Source organism: Ruminococcus sp. MSJ-25, assembly GCF_018917825.1.
GTDB lineage: Bacteria > Bacillota > Clostridia > Oscillospirales > Ruminococcaceae > Hominimerdicola > Hominimerdicola aceti.
Map to the genome: position 1 here is coordinate 116,803 of NZ_JAHLPI010000015.1, position 18,514 is coordinate 135,316.

16 protein-coding genes are annotated in these 18,514 nt (G+C 43.4%); 14 read left to right on the forward strand and 2 right to left on the reverse strand.

Going from position 1 to position 18,514, the window contains the following annotated elements:
- Window positions 1-243 precede the first annotated feature (243 nt).
- The 5 genes from KQH97_RS05595 (at window position 244) to KQH97_RS05615 (ending at window position 5,705) form a co-directional block, all read left to right on the forward strand.
- On the forward strand, window positions 244-1,221 hold the full coding sequence (locus KQH97_RS05595) for an ABC transporter ATP-binding protein (RefSeq protein WP_022287264.1): 978 nt from the start codon (window positions 244-246) through the stop codon (window positions 1,219-1,221).
- A complete protein-coding gene (locus KQH97_RS05600; protein WP_022287265.1) occupies window positions 1,221-1,925 on the forward strand; it encodes an ABC transporter permease in 705 nt (234 codons plus the stop codon). Before KQH97_RS05595 ends, KQH97_RS05600 begins: the two co-directional genes overlap by 1 nt.
- Window positions 1,926-1,940: 15 nt before the next feature.
- Window positions 1,941-3,665, forward strand: coding sequence for a GldG family protein (locus KQH97_RS05605; RefSeq protein ID WP_216553280.1), 1,725 nt, complete (start codon window positions 1,941-1,943; stop codon window positions 3,663-3,665).
- 19 nt (window positions 3,666-3,684) lie between these two features.
- Window positions 3,685-5,190, forward strand: coding sequence for a DUF4340 domain-containing protein (locus KQH97_RS05610; RefSeq protein WP_216553283.1), 1,506 nt, complete (start codon window positions 3,685-3,687; stop codon window positions 5,188-5,190).
- A 233-nt stretch (window positions 5,191-5,423) separates the two neighbouring features.
- Window positions 5,424-5,705 carry a hypothetical protein gene (locus KQH97_RS05615; protein WP_038670225.1) on the forward strand — a complete coding sequence of 94 codons (282 nt, stop codon included), beginning with the start codon at window positions 5,424-5,426 and terminating at the stop codon, window positions 5,703-5,705.
- Window positions 5,706-5,768: 63 nt separating this feature from the next.
- On the opposite strand, the gene KQH97_RS05620 is transcribed toward KQH97_RS05615, so the two are convergent.
- The gene (locus KQH97_RS05620) at window positions 5,769-6,704 is read right to left on the reverse strand and encodes a hypothetical protein (RefSeq protein WP_216553286.1); all 936 of its coding nucleotides are present in this window, start codon (window positions 6,702-6,704) and stop codon (window positions 5,769-5,771) included.
- Between the two features lie 343 nt (window positions 6,705-7,047).
- Here KQH97_RS05620 and KQH97_RS05625 point away from each other — a divergent pair, with 343 nt between their 5' ends.
- The 6 genes from KQH97_RS05625 to KQH97_RS05650 all read left to right on the forward strand — a co-directional run bounded on the left by KQH97_RS05625 (window position 7,048) and on the right by KQH97_RS05650 (window position 13,227).
- A complete protein-coding gene (locus tag KQH97_RS05625; RefSeq protein WP_216553288.1) occupies window positions 7,048-9,456 on the forward strand; it encodes a glycosyl hydrolase family 65 protein in 2,409 nt (802 codons plus the stop codon).
- Between the two features lie 195 nt (window positions 9,457-9,651).
- Window positions 9,652-10,176: a hypothetical protein gene (locus KQH97_RS05630; RefSeq protein ID WP_216553291.1), complete on the forward strand. Its 525-nt coding sequence runs from the start codon at window positions 9,652-9,654 to the stop codon at window positions 10,174-10,176.
- A gap of 368 nt (window positions 10,177-10,544) precedes the next feature.
- Window positions 10,545-10,916 carry a GntR family transcriptional regulator gene (locus KQH97_RS05635; protein ID WP_216553294.1) on the forward strand — a complete coding sequence of 124 codons (372 nt, stop codon included), beginning with the start codon at window positions 10,545-10,547 and terminating at the stop codon, window positions 10,914-10,916.
- On the forward strand, window positions 10,909-11,772 hold the full coding sequence (locus KQH97_RS05640; RefSeq protein ID WP_216553299.1) for an ATP-binding cassette domain-containing protein: 864 nt from the start codon (window positions 10,909-10,911) through the stop codon (window positions 11,770-11,772). Before KQH97_RS05635 ends, KQH97_RS05640 begins: the two co-directional genes overlap by 8 nt.
- Window positions 11,769-12,521 carry a hypothetical protein gene (locus KQH97_RS05645; protein WP_216553302.1) on the forward strand — a complete coding sequence of 251 codons (753 nt, stop codon included), beginning with the start codon at window positions 11,769-11,771 and terminating at the stop codon, window positions 12,519-12,521. The genes KQH97_RS05640 and KQH97_RS05645 overlap by 4 nt, the downstream gene beginning before the upstream one ends.
- Window position 12,522: 1 nt before the next feature.
- Complete coding sequence (locus tag KQH97_RS05650) at window positions 12,523-13,227, forward strand: hypothetical protein (RefSeq protein ID WP_216553304.1); 705 nt, start codon at window positions 12,523-12,525, stop codon at window positions 13,225-13,227.
- 76 nt (window positions 13,228-13,303) lie between these two features.
- Here KQH97_RS05650 and KQH97_RS05655 read toward each other — a convergent pair whose 3' ends face one another.
- Complete coding sequence (locus tag KQH97_RS05655; RefSeq protein WP_216553307.1) at window positions 13,304-14,614, reverse strand: SGNH/GDSL hydrolase family protein; 1,311 nt, start codon at window positions 14,612-14,614, stop codon at window positions 13,304-13,306.
- A 260-nt stretch (window positions 14,615-14,874) separates the two neighbouring features.
- On the opposite strand from KQH97_RS05655, the gene KQH97_RS05660 reads away from it, so the two are divergent.
- The 3 genes from KQH97_RS05660 to KQH97_RS05670 all read left to right on the forward strand — a co-directional run bounded on the left by KQH97_RS05660 (window position 14,875) and on the right by KQH97_RS05670 (window position 18,124).
- On the forward strand, window positions 14,875-15,096 hold the full coding sequence (locus KQH97_RS05660; protein ID WP_216553310.1) for a hypothetical protein: 222 nt from the start codon (window positions 14,875-14,877) through the stop codon (window positions 15,094-15,096).
- Between the two features lie 309 nt (window positions 15,097-15,405).
- Window positions 15,406-16,104 carry a hypothetical protein gene (locus tag KQH97_RS05665; protein ID WP_216553312.1) on the forward strand — a complete coding sequence of 233 codons (699 nt, stop codon included), beginning with the start codon at window positions 15,406-15,408 and terminating at the stop codon, window positions 16,102-16,104.
- A gap of 148 nt (window positions 16,105-16,252) precedes the next feature.
- Window positions 16,253-18,124 (forward strand): diguanylate cyclase, encoded by a 1,872-nt coding sequence (locus tag KQH97_RS05670; RefSeq protein WP_216553315.1) that lies wholly within the window; start codon window positions 16,253-16,255, stop codon window positions 18,122-18,124.
- Window positions 18,125-18,514 lie beyond the last annotated feature (390 nt).

The following is an 18,514-nucleotide window of genomic DNA, read 5'->3' on the forward strand; positions in this document are numbered from 1 at the left end:
TAATTTCCAAACAAGTGGGATGTCGGATCTCTGCAAAGCAGAAATTGCACCGCTCCCCTACAAATTACATAGATACATCGCTTTTAAACAGATAAATAATTCAACAGCGGAGCATTTTGAGTATTTGCTACTTTAAATTTACTTAAAATGCTCTGTATTTCGTACAGCTATCACTCCCCTGTCACATAAGTATTATAAAATTGTAAAGACTTATGAATGCTTTTCCTAAGAGGAGGAAATAAAATGATAGAGGTTATAAACCTTACCAAGAGATACGGCGACAAAAAGGCTGTCGATAATATCTCTTTCAAAGCGGAGGACGGCGAAGTTCTCGGCTTCCTCGGTCCTAACGGAGCGGGAAAATCCACCACCATGAATATCCTTACAGGCTACATATCCTGTACAGACGGCAAAGCCCTTATAGACGGCGTAGATATCCTTGAAGACCCTATCAAGGCTAAAAAGCAGATAGGCTATCTCCCTGAGCTTCCGCCCCTTTATATGGATATGACCGTAAAAGAATATCTCTATTTTGTCTATGACCTTAAAAAGTGTAAGCTTCCAAAGGTGTCACATCTTAAAGATATATGCGGACTTGTAAAGATAGACCATGTTTATAACAGAATAATCAAGAACCTGTCAAAAGGTTATAGACAGAGAGTAGGTCTTGCTCAGGCTCTTATCGGCAACCCAAAGGTTCTTATTTTGGACGAGCCTACAGTAGGTCTTGACCCTAAGCAGATAATCGAGATAAGAACTCTTATAAGAAAGCTCGGCAAAAATCATACCGTTATCCTTTCTTCCCATATCCTTTCTGAAGTGCAGGCTGTCTGCGATAAGATAATAGTTATCAACGAGGGCAAGGTCGTCGCAAACGATACAGAGGAACACCTCTCCCAGAAGCTCTCAGGCGAGCATAAGCTCACTGCAAAGATACAGGGCGATAAGGATAAGATCGTCAGAGCAATGCAGGGCATAAAGGGCGTTGAGAAAGTCATCTGCGACGCAAGCCATAAAGACGGCGTGAACGATATAAGAATAGAGGCAAAAGAGGGCGTGGATATCAGACGTGACGTCTTTGAAACAGTTGTTAAAAACGGCTGGTATATGCTTGAACTTAAGACCTCTGAACTTTCACTTGAAGATATATTCCTCAAGCTCACAATGGGCGAGGCTTTGCCTGCCCTTGAAAATACTTCCGATAAGGAGGGAAATGACTAATGGGCGCAATATTCAGACGAGAGGTAAGAAGCTATTTTACCTCACCTATCGGTTATATTTTCCTTGCGGCATTCTATGCCTATTCAGGCGTAATGTTTGCAAACTACAGCCTTGAAAGCGGCTATACAAGACTTGATTCCGTTTTCAGTGCGCTTCTTATAATCATAATAGTGCTTATACCTGTCCTCACCATGAGAACCATATCCGAGGAAAAGCGAACAAAAACAGACCAGTGTCTGCTCACCGCCCCTGTGGGACTTGGCAGCATAGTCGTTGGTAAATTCCTTGCCGCTTTCCTTATCTATATCATAGCTATCGCTATCACAGGCGTTTTTGCAGTTGTCGTATCCGCTTTCGGTACGCCTGACTGGAACGTCGTTGTGGGCAACATCGTCGCTCTGGCACTTGTTGGCGGCGCTTATATCGCTATCGGTATCTTCTGCTCATCTTTCACAGAAAACCAGATAGTTGCCGCAGTAATAAGCTTTATCGCACTTATCTTCGTGTCGTTCCTGTCAACTATAGGCAATCTTCTGCCTTTTGAATGGCTCACAACAGTGTGCGAAAAGGTGTCATTCGGCGAGAGATATTATTCATTCACCTATGGACTTTTTGATTTTTCTAACGTTGTGTTCTTTCTGAGTGCAATAGTGGCATTTCTTTTCCTCACGGTGAGAGTGCTTGAAAAACGCCGCTGGGGCTAAAGGAGGGCTGTTTAAATGGAAGAGAATAATAACGAAAAGATCTCTGTATCAGGAGCAGACCTGCTTAAAGACGTTGTAGCAGACGAAAAGGCAGCAAAGACCGCTCCAAAGGATACAGAAAAGGATAAAAAAGATAAAGACAAAAAGAAAGATAAAAAAGAGAAAAAGACAAAGGACGGCAAAAAGTTCAATGCCAAAAAGCTCAAGCATGGAACAATGGCAACAGTGTTCACCTGCGTTTTTGTCGCTCTGCTTGTCCTGGTGAATGTTGTCACAACAATGCTTTTTGACAGATATCCTATCACTATCGACCTGACTACAAATAAGATATATTCAGTTTCAAACGATACAGAGGATTATGTAAAGAAAGTGAACGTAGACGTTCAGGTAACTATCTTCGCAGACGAGAATACTTATACAAATTACAGCTCTTATAATAAGCAGGCTGTTGAGCTTTTGAAAAACTATTGTAAGCTCAATCACCATATCACATATCGTTTCGTTGATATCGACTCACACCCTGAGATCGTTAAGGAGTATACCGATACTATCAGCCAGTTCGATATGATATTTGAAACAAAAACAAAGGTTGACGGCAAAGAGATAAGCCGAACAAGAAAGCTCGGTATGCTCGACCTCCTTACATTCACAGACGAGTTCGAGCAGAAGCTGTCACAATCAGGCTACAGCATAGATACCCTTGCCCAGCAGGCAGGCGGCGACCTTTCATTTCTGTCCTATTACGGCAGCTATGTTGAGTCCTCAAACGCAGAGCAGGCTTTCACTTCTGCACTTATGACAGTAACAGACCCTAACCCTGTCTATGTTACTGTCCTCACAGGCAGAAGCGAGCTTACACAGCTCACATATTTCCAGACGCTTCTTACAGCTAACGGCTATAACGTGAACACAGTGGATATAACCTCCGAGGATATCCCTGCCGATACAGACGTTGTGGTTATCCCTGCTCCTAAGACTGACTATCTGGAGGAGGATATCAAAAAGGTCAGCGACTTCCTCAATAATGACGGAAATCTTGGCAAACAGCTCCTCTATATCGCTTCTTATGGTCAGGAGGACACCCCGAATCTTGATGAGTTCCTGTCAGAGTATGGACTTTCTGTCGGCAAGGGCGTTATCTGCGAAAGCGACTCAGGCAAGTATTATAACTCGCCTTGCATAACAGTAGCTTCCACAGTTTCCGATAACTTCACTCAGGACGTTTCTACAGAGAACCCGGCTATCCTTTCAGCACTCTGCCGTCCTGTAAACACACTCTTTGACGAGCAGGATATGGTGTCCACAGACGCTTACCTCAAGTCCTCAGATTCTGCCTATACCGCAAATGTTGATATATCACAGACCACAGGTCAGGTGAATATAGGCGATGCTCTGGTAAAGGGTCAGCAGAATTATATGGCTGTCGGCTCAAAGGCAAAATTTACAGACGATAACAAAACTCTCTATAGCAATGTTATCGCAGTAGGTTCAGAGGGTATGCTGTCTGATACCTACTTGCAGTATTCACAGTATCAGAACAGCGAGTATTTCATAAGCGTTATAAACGGCCTTACCGGAAAGACCGCAGGTATCACTATCACACCAAAAACTATTACAGGCAATGTTTTCGACATCACTCAGCAGCAGAAAACAGTTCTTAAATGGACATTCTGCCTTGGCGTACCTGTTGTAGTTCTTATAGTGGGTATCGTTATCTGGTCAAGAAGAAAGAATAAGTAAAACACAGAGGTAATCACAAATGAATGGTAAATTGCAGGGTATCATTATCTGCGGAGTCACAGCCGCTTGTCTGGTGGGAGTAATGGCGTTTCTCAACTCCACCTCAGGCAAATCAGACGCAGACTCCAGCTCATCGTCAACAGCGGCAGTTTCAAGTCAGGACGAGAGCGTTGTTATCCTTACAAAGTCAAGCGACGATATAACAAGCGTAAAGGTTTCAAACGAACATGGCGAGTATTCCGTTAATAAGTCCGAGTCAGGCAAATCCACATGGAGCATACCTGAGCTTGGCACTCTCAATGCAAATGCCACCGCAGAAGCTTCCATGATATCGAATCTTGACGGCTTCAAGGCGAAAAAGCTCGTTGAAGAAAACGTTGAGGATATGTCAAAATACGGTCTTGATAAGCCCACAGCAGATCTCACAGTTGAATACAGCGACGGCACTGCCACTACCCTTCATGTAGGCTCTGTTTCACCAAGCAACGAAAGATACAGCTATGTGAGCCTTGACGATGAAAAGACCGTCTATATGGTAATGGGAACAAAGCTTTCATACTATACAGATCCAGTGACCGCATATGCGAACCTCACTTTGCTTACAAAGCCGTCTGACGACGATTGGCCTGACTATGGCAAGGAAACAGTTACAAGAAAAGATCTGGACTATGAAATGGCGTTTGAAAATAACCCGAACGAGATAGAGGGACTTTCAGGTCAGGTAATGACAGAGCCTATCTTCTCATACCTGAACATCACAAATTCTTCAGCAACTACCCATGGTATGTGGGGACTTACAGCACAGAGCTGTGAGGTCATCGCACCTGATGAAACTGCAATGAAAGAGCATGGACTTTCCGACCCGTTCGCAACAGTAAGGCTTTCAGGAGACGGCTATGACTATACCCTTAAAATAGGCGACCCTGTCTATGCTACCGCAGGCGACAGCAGTGAAACAACAGATACAGTGTCTGCATATTATTGCTACTTTGAGGGCGTAAAGGGCGTTGACGCTATATACCTCGTTTCAGCCGATAACCTCCCATGGGCAACGATCAAAGCAGAGGACGTTATAACAAGCCTTATGACTTCAAATTACCTTGTTGACCTTAAAGACGTTGAGGTAGTCTATAATGGTAAAAAGACCGTCTATGAGGTGGAAAGCTCAGGCACAAGTGCTGATACTGATTCTGACGGCAAAACTACCGCACAGGTAACAAAGGTCACAACAGACGGCAAGGAGCTTGACGTTGACAACTTTAAGACCTTCTATCAGTATCTTATGGGCTGCCCGACAAATGAGATATACTTCACAGACCCTGAGGGCGAAAGCTATCTGACTATAACATTCGACCGCAAGGACGGCAAAAAGGACGTTATGGAGCTTTATAAGGATTCTTCAAGACGTTCTGTGGTCAAGCTAAACGGTGAAACCTCATTCAGAATACAGTCAACTTGGGTCGATACGTTCGTTGCAAATATGGACAGACTTCTTAAAGGCGAGGCTGTGGACGAAAACTACTAAAACGCATATCCCATGCTAAGCATATGATCTGACGGGCGAACGGAGTTCGCCCATACGGTCATGTTTCGACAGCTTTTGCAAAGAATATGTGATACAATATGTATCCCACATAAAGCAAGGCTGAAAACCTGCGCAAAAAAGTTGTCAAAAGCTCTTTTAATTATGTGAAAAGTATGGTATAATAAAATAGTAAACAAAAAGAGAAATATATTATGAGAAAGGCGGAGAGATAAATGGCAGAAGAAAAGAAAGCTTTTTTCACCTATAAGGGCGTTCCACTGGTGAGAAAAGGGAATAATATCTATTTTGGAAATATGTATGACGAGTTCGTAGTCATGATAGAAATACTTTCTACAGAAAAGGTCGGCGGTATCGACGTTGCAAATAAGGTAAGAATAAGAAAAGTTGCAACAGACAGCACACTGCCTCCGAATAAGCAGATAGTTAAGGTGGCAGAAAAATCAAGCCTCTATGAAGCTCTTGATTTTGCCTGCGCATGGCTCAAGGTATCATAATACATCAAAAAATAACCGGCGTGTATCGTGGCAGATACACGCCGTTTTTGTATGTGTTGTATGCTATTCAACATTAGGTCTTGTTATAAGTGACATTATTTCATCTATCATTTCCTTTGGCAAATTGTAATCCTGAAATTCGCCTGTATCATCTTTTATGCTGAAATTGCATATTTTATTTTCAGAGTGCATACCGCCTGAGGTGTCCCACGAATACTGTGAAACATCGATAACACAAATGCTCTCATACGCATCACTTGATTCATCCTTTTCGAGAGAGATTCCATAAGCGTCTGCGCCACCGTATTCTAAGCCGTCAATGTAAGGATAATCCTTGCATACCGATTTAGCGTTCTCTATCCACGCAGTTATCTTGTCGATAGTGTCCTTGTCTGTTATCTCATATGGTTCTTCTCCATACCAGTGATGAATATAATATGCCGAAATTTCAGTGCTGTCGGATGAGCTGTCAGCATATTCACTGCTGTCTACATACTTGAAGTCGCCCTCCTGACCCCACTTGCCGAGAGTGTTTTCATCAAGCCAACAAGGACCGCTTGTAAGTCCGGTCAGATTGCTGTTGTCGTCATATTCCCATTCTACCGCTAGTATTACAGTGCCTGTTTCTGTAATAACTATGTTATATTCCTTTTCGCCTGTCCAATAAGCAACGTCCTCTTTGATAATGTCATCCTTGCCGGGATTCCACTTTTCAAAAAGAGCATACATATCATCGCAGTGGAGCTGTATGTGATTGCCTGCGGTGATCTCAAAATAATAGCTGCTCGTGTCACCGTTAAGGTAGTATCGACCTTCTTTGACCTTTATGTCCGAAGCGTCAGGCACGTCATAAGAAACATCGTCATTGGCATTAGCTTCCTTTTCTTGCTGTTCATCAGACATTTTTTGATAAAAGACAAAACCAAATACTATAGCCAGTATTATAATTGCAACTATTAGCACGATTTTAACAGGCTTGCTGTTACATATCTTTGCCATAGTATCTACCTCCTATAATTTATTATATACACAATATACCATATTTTCGACATTGCTGTCAATATCCAATATATATAAATAAATATCAGTTATTAGTGCGTTTTGGACAATGACAAAAAGCATGACGATTTTCAATCGTTTAAGTTTCAAAAGTCAACAATCCCGAAAAAGTTTTTTGAAAATACGCCCATTTTTTTGGCTTTACCCCCTTGTAAAGCTATCGGAAGTATGCTAAAATAATATAAGCGTTATGAATAATGACGGAATCTATGAGGGAAACGTTTACGCCATTTTGGTGAAACGTTTACAACTTTAAAATATTGAAAAGGAGCGTATAAAAAATATGCAGTATGGTTATTTTGACCTTGAACACAAGGAATACGTCATCACAAGACCTGACACACCTGCACCTTGGGCTAACTATCTCGGCTCACCAGAGTACGGTGCTATCGTATCTAACAACGGCGGCGGATACAGCTTTGTAAAGAGCGGTGCTAACGGAAGAATAATCCGTTACCGTTTCAATTCAAATATCGGTCTTCCTGGCAGATATATCTACATCAGAGATAACGACGCCAAGGATTATTGGTCATGCACATGGCAGCCTGTAGGCAAGCCTCTCGATCAGTATAAGACAGAGTGCCACCATGGTACAGCTTATACAACTATCAAGTCTGACTATGCAGATATCCACTCCGAGCTTACATATTATGTTCCTCTGAACAAGACCTATGAGGTATGGAGAACTAAGATCACAAATAATTCTGACAGATACAGAAACCTTTCAACATTCGGCTTTGTAGAGTTCACAAACGAGAACAACTATGAGCAGGATCAGGTAAACCTCCAGTATACACTGTTCATCACAAGAACAAGCTTTGAGGGCAATAAGATCGTTCAGCACATCAATGAGAACAGCGGTAAGGACGAGAACGGCTCTAACTGGAGAGAAAGATTTTTCGGCGTAGTTGGCGCTCCTGTTTCCGCTTATAACGGTAATCTGGACAGCTTTATCGGCTCTTACAGAACATACGGCAACCCTGTTGCAGTTGAAAGAGGCTTCTGCGATAACAAGCTCAACTATAACTCCAACGCTTGTGGCGCTCTTCAGTCTGACATTATCCTTGCTCCTGGCGAGACAAAGGAGATAATCTATGTTGTTGGTCAGAAGAATCCTAAGGTAGCTGACGAGATACTCGCTGCATATAACGAGCCTGGCAAGGTAGACGCTGAGGTAAAGGAGCTTATCGCTTACTGGCATGGTCAGCTCAATAACTTCCAGATCGAAACTCCTTCTGACGAGTTCAATAACATGGTAAACGTATGGAACGCTTATCAGTGCTTCATCACATTTATCTGGTCAAGAGCTGCGTCATTCATCTATTGCGGTCTGAGAAACGGCTATGGCTATAGAGATACAGTTCAGGATATCCAGGGTATTATCCATATCAATCCTGAGCTTGCTGCTGAAAAGATCAGATTTATGATCTCTGCACAGGTAGATAACGGCGGCGGACTTCCACTTGTTAAGTTCGACCACAAGGCAGGTCACGAAACTTGCCCGGACGAGAACGACGAGAACTCTATCTACGCTAAGGAAACAGGCCACCCATGCTATAGAGCAGACGACGCTCTCTGGCTCTTCCCAACAGTTAATAAGTATATCGGTGAGAGCGGAAACAAGGCGTTCCTCGATGAAGTTATCGTATACGCAAACGGCGGCGAGGATACAGTTTACGAGCATCTTAAGAGAGCTATCAACTTCTCAATGGAAAGACTTGGCGCTCATACAATGCCAGCAGGTCTTTATGCTGACTGGAACGACTGCCTCAGACTTGGTAAGAAGGGTGAGTCAACATTCGTTGCATTCCAGCTCTACTATGCAATGAGCATCATCAAGGGCTATGCACTTGACAGAGGCGATAATGAGTACGCTGCTTATATCGATAAGGTACAGCCTGAACTCGGCAAGAGCCTTGAAGCTTGCTGGGACGAAGATAGATTCATCAGAGGCTACAGAGAGAACGGCGAGATCGTTGGCGCTAAGAAGGATCCAGAGGCTTCAATGTGGCTCAACCCACAGTCTTGGTCAGTTATCTCAGGCTTCGCATCTGAGAAGCAGGCTGAAACTGCTATGGAAAAGGTACATGAGATACTCAATACTCCATACGGCGTAAAGATCATGGAGCCACCTTATGTAGATCATTACTTTGACGGTGCTCTCATGCACATCTTTAACCCTGATACAAAGGAGAACGGTGGTATCTTCTCACAGACACAGGGCTGGGCTATCCTTGCAGAGTCACTTCTCGGTCACGGTGACAGAGCATTCGAGTACTTCCTCGAGTCCTCACCTGCTAACATGAACGATAAGGCAGAAGTAAGAATACTTGAGCCATACGTTCACGGTCAGTTTACAGAGTCAACACGTTCACCATATGCAGGACGTTCACACGTTCATTGGCTGACAGGTACAGGCTCAACAGTAATGGTAGGCTGCGTAGAGGGTATCTGCGGTATGAGACCAAACGCAGAGGGACTTGTAATAAGCCCATCTATCCCACACACATGGGACGGCTTCAAGATCGAAAAGAACTTCCGTGGCAAGCACCTTTCTATCGACATTCAGAACCCAGACCACGTTCAGAGCGGCGTAAAGTCTATGACAGTCAACGGCGAAGCAGTTGAAGGCAACTTCGTGTGCGAGTGCAAGATGACAGAGCAGACAAACATCGTTGTTGTTCTTGGATAATTGCTTTAATGCTTAAAACAATATAAAACTATCGGCAGCAGACGCTATCATGTGCCTGCTGCCGATTTTTTGACGATTTTTAATAATATTTAGATTTATTTAGTAAATTGTACAAAACATAAACAAATAATATGTTAAAATTGTCAATTGTAGTAATTATACAATTCGAGTATAATTATTACAGGAGGCGATATTATGAACAAAACGAAATATAAAATATTATTTATTTTCACCTTGTCAGGAATAGCTGTAATGACAGCCTGCGGAAATACCACAGAAAGCAGTGCCACCCCAACGCCTGCAAACAGCTCTGTTGTGCTCGGTGAAAGCACTGAACAAAGTGAAGCTTCGGTGGACAATGATAGTATCACAGAACTTGATTTCAGCAATATAAATGGCTTTGGTGTGTCCGCCGAGTATGGCGACCCATATGCAAAGGGGAAAAACTGGGATATAACAGATGAAACGGCTATAACAGAATTTCGCCAGCTCCTCAACGAAAGTTTAAGCTATGCGGTCGATGAAAATACAGCAAAAAATGGAATGATTTCAGCTGGTACTGCTCAGTGGAAAGTATCAGACGGTAAAGAATATAGCATAATTGTCAGACAAACAACGGCAGATGCGTATAACGTAAAGATAAATAAGTGTTACTACAACGTGCCTGAAGATCTGATAAATAAGCTTTCGGATATTATCACAGAACAAAAAGAAAACTAATATGCAAAAAAACTCCCGACAGTCGGAAAACCTGTCGGGAGAAGTCTTATTAAGGGGATCAATAAGTTATCGCTGTGTTTGTTTCTTTCAGCATATTTATTATATCATATCTATTTTCGTTTTTGTTAAGCTGGCTGCTTAGTTTTCGCTAAATATTTTGTATATTCATAAAATATTATAACATTTATATTGCATAAAAGACGCAGTATAAAATTGTGTATCTTGCCTGTCTTGAAAAATCTTTTGCCAAAAAGCTTGACAAAAGCCGCTATTTGTTGTATAGTTAGTTACATGAGTAACTAACTAATAAACTTGTGAGAATAAAAGAAAAAAGACAGCAAAGATCGAAACCGAAAGGGGGAAATGATATGAAACTCAGACTGGAGAGCGAAAAGCCTATATATGTCCAGCTGTGCGAGTGGCTGTCGGATATGATAATAAGCGGAACGATACCTGAGGGAGAGCAGATACCGTCCACAACAGAAATATCAGTGGAGTATAAAGTGAACCCCGCCACAGCCTTGAAAGGAATAAATATGCTTGTGGATAAAGGGGTAATATTCAAAAAAAGAGGCCTTGGAATGTTCGTGAGCAGCGGAGCAGTGGAAAAACTCAAAGCAGAAAGACAGCAGGATTTTCAGCAGACCTACGTTGACAAAATGTGCGCAGAAGCCAAAAAGCTTGGCATATCAAAAAATGAGATAATCGCAATGATCGAAAGGGGTTTTGAAAATGAGTAACAGCGTTATAAAGGCGGATAACATCATAAAAAAATACGGCAGGAACTATGCCCTTGTGGGTGTGTCTGTGGAGATAGAAAAGGGCAGGATATACGGACTTTTGGGCAGAAACGGCGCAGGCAAATCCACTCTGCTCAATATCATCACAAACCGTGTTTTTGCCACCTCGGGCAGGTGTACTCTTGACGGCGAAGACCTTTTGGAAAATGATAAAGCACTGAATCGTATATACGCAATGAGCGAGAGCGTCACAATGCCGGCAGGTCTGACCTTTAAGCAGGCGGTGAATATCACGGCTGATTTTTACGGCGGTTTTGATAAGGACTATGCCTATTCTCTTGCCGAAAAGTTCAAGCTTGACCAGAAAAAACGCCTTTCTGCACTGTCAACAGGCTATCTGACAGTTTCAAAGCTCATTCTCACCTTGGCGAGCGGTGCAGAATTTCTCTTCTTTGACGAGCCTGTTCTTGGGCTTGATGCAAACCACCGTGACCTTTTTTACCGCCTGCTGGTAGAACGCTTTGCCGAAACTCAGTGCGGCGTGGTAATATCCACCCACCTTATCGAAGAGTGCGAGAACCTTGTGGAGGATGTCATAATAATAGATAAGGGCAAGGTGCTTGCGGCAGGCAAAACGGAGGATATTTTGACGGATGGCTATTCCGTCACAGGTGCAAAGAGTTTAGTTTCTGCCTATTGTCAGAATAAAGAGGTGCTTTGCATGAAAAACATCGGAACAATAAGCTCGGCGTATCTAAAGGGCACGCCCGAAAATGTCCCCGAAGGTCTTGAGATCTCAAGACCCGACCTACAGCAGGTGTTCATAAATCTGACAGGTGAGGAGGGGGAACAATGAATGAGCTAAAACTCTGTAAAACTACTGTTGTAAGAACTCTCTTTCCCCTTGCAGCCGTGCTTGTGTTTTTCCTTGTGCTGCTTGCGGCAAAGGCTTTGAGCGTGGAGGGTGTGTCGGAATATTATGAATTGCTTACGGGGGCGGCAGCATTTGCGGCGGCGTTTTTTACGGTAAAAGAGATATTCTCACTTTCAGTCTGCTGTGGTGTGTCAAGAAAAAAGTCCTTTGCTGCAATACTTATCTGTGCTTTTGTCACAGCATTTATAGTTGTTGCCGCACACAGCATAGAGAGCTTTATTTTTGCAGATAAGCTGAAAGGAACTGTTATACGCCTTGACGGCGTGGCAGTGGACTATACACACGCAGAGATACTGCAAAATTATTCTCTTTTATCGCTGTCATTCAGCAAAAGTGCAGCTTATATCTATTTGATGCTGTTTGTGAGAACTTTTCTCATATTTTTCAGCGGCTCGGCATTTTTCATTATAATGAGCCGACTTGAACGCACAGGCAAACTCATCAACTGCGGTCTTATAGTTATCCTTGCGGCACTGAATATCGGCGGCGGTATCTTCACAAAGGCTTTGAGAAGTCCTTTGCTGAGCTATGAGTTCTTTGAAAATATCGTTCCCGATGTTGCACCGATAGCCTTTTCTGTTACCTATGCGGTACTTACGATCATCGCCGCATTGACAGCTTACCTTTTTTGGCACAGAAAGCCTATCAAAAGACAAAGGGGTGTGAAATAAAATGCGAAAGATCAAAACACTCACACTTTTCAAGACGATCCAGAGATATTACTGCCTTGTGATATATGCCTTTATGCTTTGCCTCTACGGCGTCATCACAGTATCTGCATTTTTATGCGGCAGCGGCGATATGGCAATAGCCTGCGATTTTGTGCTGCCCTTGCTGCTGATAGCCTCTTGTGTCGTCACCGCAGTGTGTGCATATGTGGTCTGCACGAACACTATTCAGATAACCTGTGCACAAAATATCCCAAGAAAATGCGGCATAGGCTGTGTGCTCCTTAGTATGGTAACAATGTCGGTATTCGTTTCAGGCGGCTATCTCCTGTGGCTGCGTGTCATAGAGCTTATGTGCGGCAGCTCCGCAGGCTCTGTCGAATATGAACTTCTTGAACAAAGATCGCAGATATTCGATATATTTTTCAGCGGCTCACGGCTTGGCAGCTTTGTTTCGGCAATGATGTTTTTTGCCATAATATTTTTGTCCGCACTGCTTTTGAGCGTGGTGATAAAGCGTTTTAACAGGTCTGTCGCTATACTTACAGCGGCGGCGTACACCGCACTTTTCATAAAACTTTTTTCTGAGCTGGATGCAGGAAATTTTGCTGAAAGCATCGTATACCGCAGAACTCTGGGTCTGCTTGCCGTTGCAGAGCTGGCAGTATTTTTCGCAGTAGCTTGCAGGCGAATGGACGTTAAAAGATAATATGCCAACAAAAAGTGCCGATACGGACAAAACGTATCAGCACTTTTTTATGCCTTGCGGCTATTAGTTTCACATATTATGAAATAAGCCAGTTAAGAATCTGGAAGTTAGGCTTTGCGTCATCAACGACAGTTACCTCAACAGTGTGAGTAGCCACCTCGTCAGATGAGTATATCTGCTGTGCCTTAGCATAGTTGCCCCAGCCGCTTGTGAAGTCAGCGTTGATAGTCGCAACGTCCTCTCCATCGACCTTTACAGCAGCCACGCCGGACTTGCCGTCAACTGTCATGTAGTATATCATACCAATGTTCTTTGCAGTTATCTCAAACTTGATAGTGCCGCCTGTTGTCGTTCCCCAACCGTCTGTGAACTTCTGGAATGTAGTAACATCTGTGAATGTTCCCTCGTCAGTTGTCTTTACAATGTCCTCTGTCTGACGGCTTCCAATAGTAGCGTCAGCGAATACATCACCCGTCGGTGCAACAGTGCTTGTGTCAAATGCCTTCGTTTCCTTGTCAACGCTGTCAATATTGTCTTTTATGTTGCCAACGAATTTTGTGAGCAGTGAAGCCATTATAACGTGTCCGTCATCATTAGGGTGAACGTTGTCAGGTGAAATGTCAGCCCATGTGAAGTTGCCAGCCTCTATCTCAGGCATAACAGCGTCATGATAAGAAATCATAGGAATGTTGTAAGCCTGTGCTACCTTGAGATGTGCAGCCTGCGGAGATGTGCCCCCCTCAGTTGAAGGCTCAAGTATCATAACTGCAGGATTGTTGTCCTGCTCAAGACACATTCTTACAAGGCTGTCCATGCAGGACTCATAAAATTCATCATCAGCGTCATTGATAAACTCGATAACGATAATGTCAGGCTTAGCCTCCAAAGCGTCACGCTGTGCCCTGTGAACACCTATGTATGAGTCAGTTGCACCGATACCGGCATTAGTAACATCAACATAGAAGCTTATGTTTTCCTCCCACCAGCTCTTGAACTGGTTTACATACTGATTAGTTGAGGAGTTAGCACCCGAACCTGCCGTGATAGAGTCGCCGATGAAACAGATCTTTGTTGTCTCCTTAGGATTTTGCAGAGCGTAGTCGAGCTTAGCCGCAAGACGGGAAGTGTCGCCCTCGTTGATAACGCTTCTGGCGATCATGTTCTCAGTAGCACCATTTTTAACATCTATCTTTTCCGTAGATGCAGGGTACTCAGCAAGAAGCTTGTCTGAAACACTTTCGGTATCAGCCGCACTTGAATCGGAAGCCTGAGAGTTTGCCGCAGCGGAGTTTGAGTCAGCAGCAGAAGAGCTGTTTGAATCACCGCAGCTTGTGAGAGCAGCGCTTGTCATGCAAAGAGCAAGAGCCGCCGCAAGGAATTTCTTCATAGTAATAAGGTCCTTTCATATCTTGATTTTGCCAAATGGCTGTATATATTAACAAATATATTATACAACAAAAAGCAAATTAATGCAATAGGCATAAAACGATTACATTTGAATAAATCAGGGGCGAGGCTAAATGAGGAGCGAAGTTAAGTGAGGAGTGAGGAATGACAGTGTCGCACAAAGTAGAGTACCCAGCACCGAGCGAAGCGAGCAAAAGGTCCAGGGACACGTCCCTGGTCAGGGTCAAGGGGTGAAACCCATTGTGGGGTCTAGGGGCAAAGCCCCTAGCGGAGTATGAGGCAGAGCCTCATTCGGCGCAAGCCGACAAGGTGCAGATTGTAGTATCAAAAGCAGATAGAAATAGGATATCAGATGAAAGTGATATCGGAGAATTAAATCTGCACCGCCTTTCTAACCCTAAGCGCAATGTAGATACGCAAAGAGCGGAGCGATTTTGCGGCGGCAGGAACTTGCCCGAATGAGATGTAGGGGCGAACATTGTTCGCCTGTGCCTGGAGTTTGCTGTAAATTCAGGATTGTAGGGGACGATGCCCTCGGCGTCCCACTCGGAGGAATACTGCCGTATTTTTTGTATCTTTGATGTTGAATTATTCGGGGGTGACATTATTGTGAAATTCTCCAATAATTTAACGGGCAAGAAATATCGGGACGTTGTATTTCTGCAAAGCAGAAATTGCGCCGCTCCCCTACATGGTTTGTGCTAACACCCCCAGAAACCATTTGACAATCCCCTACCCCCATGCTATAATAAATTCAGGAGGTGACATAACATGGAAATGTTTGATCTGAGAGCCGACTATAAAACACTGCCTGACGAAACTCTTCGCAGGCATTTCCGCAGGCTTATAAAAAGGCAGCGGCGATTTGCATCTTTTACCTTTGCGTTGCTTATTCCTGCGGCTATATTATACGGAATGATAGGATGGGCGAATTATTTTGCGGCGGAAAGTGCGATGTTCGCATTTTTTGATGCAAGCTCAAATGCCTTTTTTAACTATGCGGCGTTTGCCGCCTGTGGTGCTTTGCTCATGGCGGATACAACTAAATTGATAGTCGCCTCCCCTGCCGTGATGATATTATATATGGGTCTGAAATTCGCCCTTTTTGACAGCGTGTCAGGCGATACTTTCGTTATGCTCGCCTACCTTGTAGTAGCTGCTGTCATCACCGCAAAAACTGTGTCTGATCTTAATTTCATGCGTAAACTCCCCAACTTTCCCTTCGACGGCAGAAAAGAGCGTATAGACTTCGAGGGGCTTACCCGTGATAAAATGACCGAAAACCTGCAAAAATTGCTGGATAACCAAAAGGACGATAAGGTCATAACTAACGATTATGAGGATATCTTTACAAGCGATAACCCACAGGATATCGCCAGCCCTCCCGAAAATACCGACGAGTATCTCCAACAGCATAAAATGTCTTATCAGCGTGTAAGGTCATGGAACGATGTGAGCAGACTGGATTAACAGCCTGCTCCTTTTCTTTAATTATTTAATCAAGTGTGCGAAACTATGTCTTAATTTCTTAAAAATCGTCCGATTTTCTCTTGATTTATTCATTAAATCATGTTATAATAACACTGTATTTGAATTTATAGGAAAGGAGCTGTGCTGTATGATCGGTAACATCAAAATAATTGCGGTCTGTATGTGTAAAGTCTATGATGAGCGTAACTATAGAATCATACGGGCTCTTAATAATTTTGCTGTTGAAAACGATTACAGGCTCTTTGTATATCACACCTGCTCAGACCTTTATTGGAAGACTCTGTCTGAAAAAGGCGAGCAGTCTGTGTTTGACCTTATTGATTATAATATAACAGATGCCGTAGTTACCTTTGAAGAGGGCGTGTATGCTGAAGATGTAATGACAAAAATCAGAATGGACGCCGCCGAATATGGTAAGCCTGTTATATCAGTCGGCGTAGAGCATGACGATTGCATAAGCATCAAATTCGACTATGCAAAAGGCTTTGAGCAAGTGGTTCGCCATGTGATAGAACAGCATGGTGTAAGAGATATAGGCTTTATCGCAGGCAGAAAAGACGAAGAAAATTCAGAAGAGCGTATAGCAGTTTTCAGAAAGATACTCGAGGAGTATGATATCCCATTCAGAAATGATGTCTTTTATTACGGTGACTATTGGTCAGCACCTACTTTGAAAGCAGTGGACGATATGATAGAGGGAAATAAAGTCCCAAGAGCGATCGTCTGTGCAAACGATATGATGGCTATAGCCGCAGGGGCTGAGTTTCAAAGACGTGGCTATAAAATACCTGAAGATATTATCATAACAGGCTTTGACGGACTTGAAGAGGCTAGGTACTGTACACCTATGCTTACAACAAGCGGCTGTAGCTATGATGATACCGCTAAAACCATCATCAATACTATAAGTAAAGCTCTGGCTGGTGAAAAGCCCGAAAAGGTATATACAGTTGACTATGATCTGTCCGTTGAAAATTCCTGCGGCTGTGAACCCTCAGTGGAGCAGATAAATACCGGGGAGCATATCAGAATACTCCGAGACAGAATGAACCGCTATCAGGACGAGGAGCGTGTCCTCTATGAGCTTGCAGTGAATATCATGAATTGCGAAACTCCTAAGACTCTTGCCGCCCTGCTGAAAGAGTATGCTTTTGGCGATATGGCTGTTGTGGTGAATGGTGATTTCTTTGACGAACGTAAAGACCCTCGTGTAAGCAATAGAGAACCGCTTTTTGACGATGAAATGATACTTTTGCGGAGCCGTGCCGTGGAAGACAGAGATATCCCACAGCCCTTTGACCGCACCAACATCATTCCCGATATTGAGAATATAATGGACTATAAAGTCCCCCTCATATTTTCAGCACTTGCCCATATCGGCATACCACTTGGCTATGTCTGCTTCTATTTTCCTGTGCAGCTCAACGAGTATTTTAAAATACCACTCTATGTAAATTCCCTGAATACCGCCTTGGGCAGCTTCCGAAGCGTCACCTATCAGAAGTATATGACAAAGCATATCGAAGAAATGTACCGTCACGATATGCTCACAGGGCTTTATAACCGTACTGGCTTTTATAACGCCCTTGAAACTCTCCCACGAAGAAACGACCAGCTTGCACTTGTAGTTTCAGTGGACGTTGACGGACTGAAATATATAAACGATAATTTCGGACACGAAGCAGGCGACTATGCAATAAGAGCCGCCGCAAACGCTATCGACAGCGTGAGCATAGAAAATAAAGTCTGCGGCAGATTTGGCGGAGATGAGCTTGCCCTTTTTGCTATAGTTGATACAGACCTTGCCGATCAGGTCAAGGAGGAGATAAAGGATAAAATGGCAGAGCTGAACAGACGAAGCGGTAGATCCTATGTCCTCTCAGTAAGCGTCGGTGCAGCAGTAGCTCCGGTGGAAAACTTCTGGTTTGACGATGTAATGCACATCGCCGATAAATATATGTATGAGGATAAAAGACTTAAACCTCATAACAGGATATGATCTGTAATGGTTCTGAAAAAACTTAGAGGACGGATTAAACCGTCCTTTTAGCTTGTTGAAAAAGTCTGAAACAAGTGGGACGTCGAGGGCGCCGTCCCCTACAAATGGCGAAAATACGCTGTTTGTATGTAGGGGCGAACAGCGTTCGCCCGTTATTTGAGTGTTTTTCGATAGGCTTAGAGGACGGATAAAACCGTCCGTTTTTTATTTTTTGCATAATTTTGCTTGACGAAACGACATAAAAGTTGTATAATATTAATTAATGCTTTGTGAACTATGTGTTTCTAACAATGTGTACAAAAAGCAGAACGTATATTTGTGCGAAAGGGAGAAGTTGAGCCGCAGTAACCACCTGTGTGCAACTTTTTGCCCCTGTGAACGCATTTATAT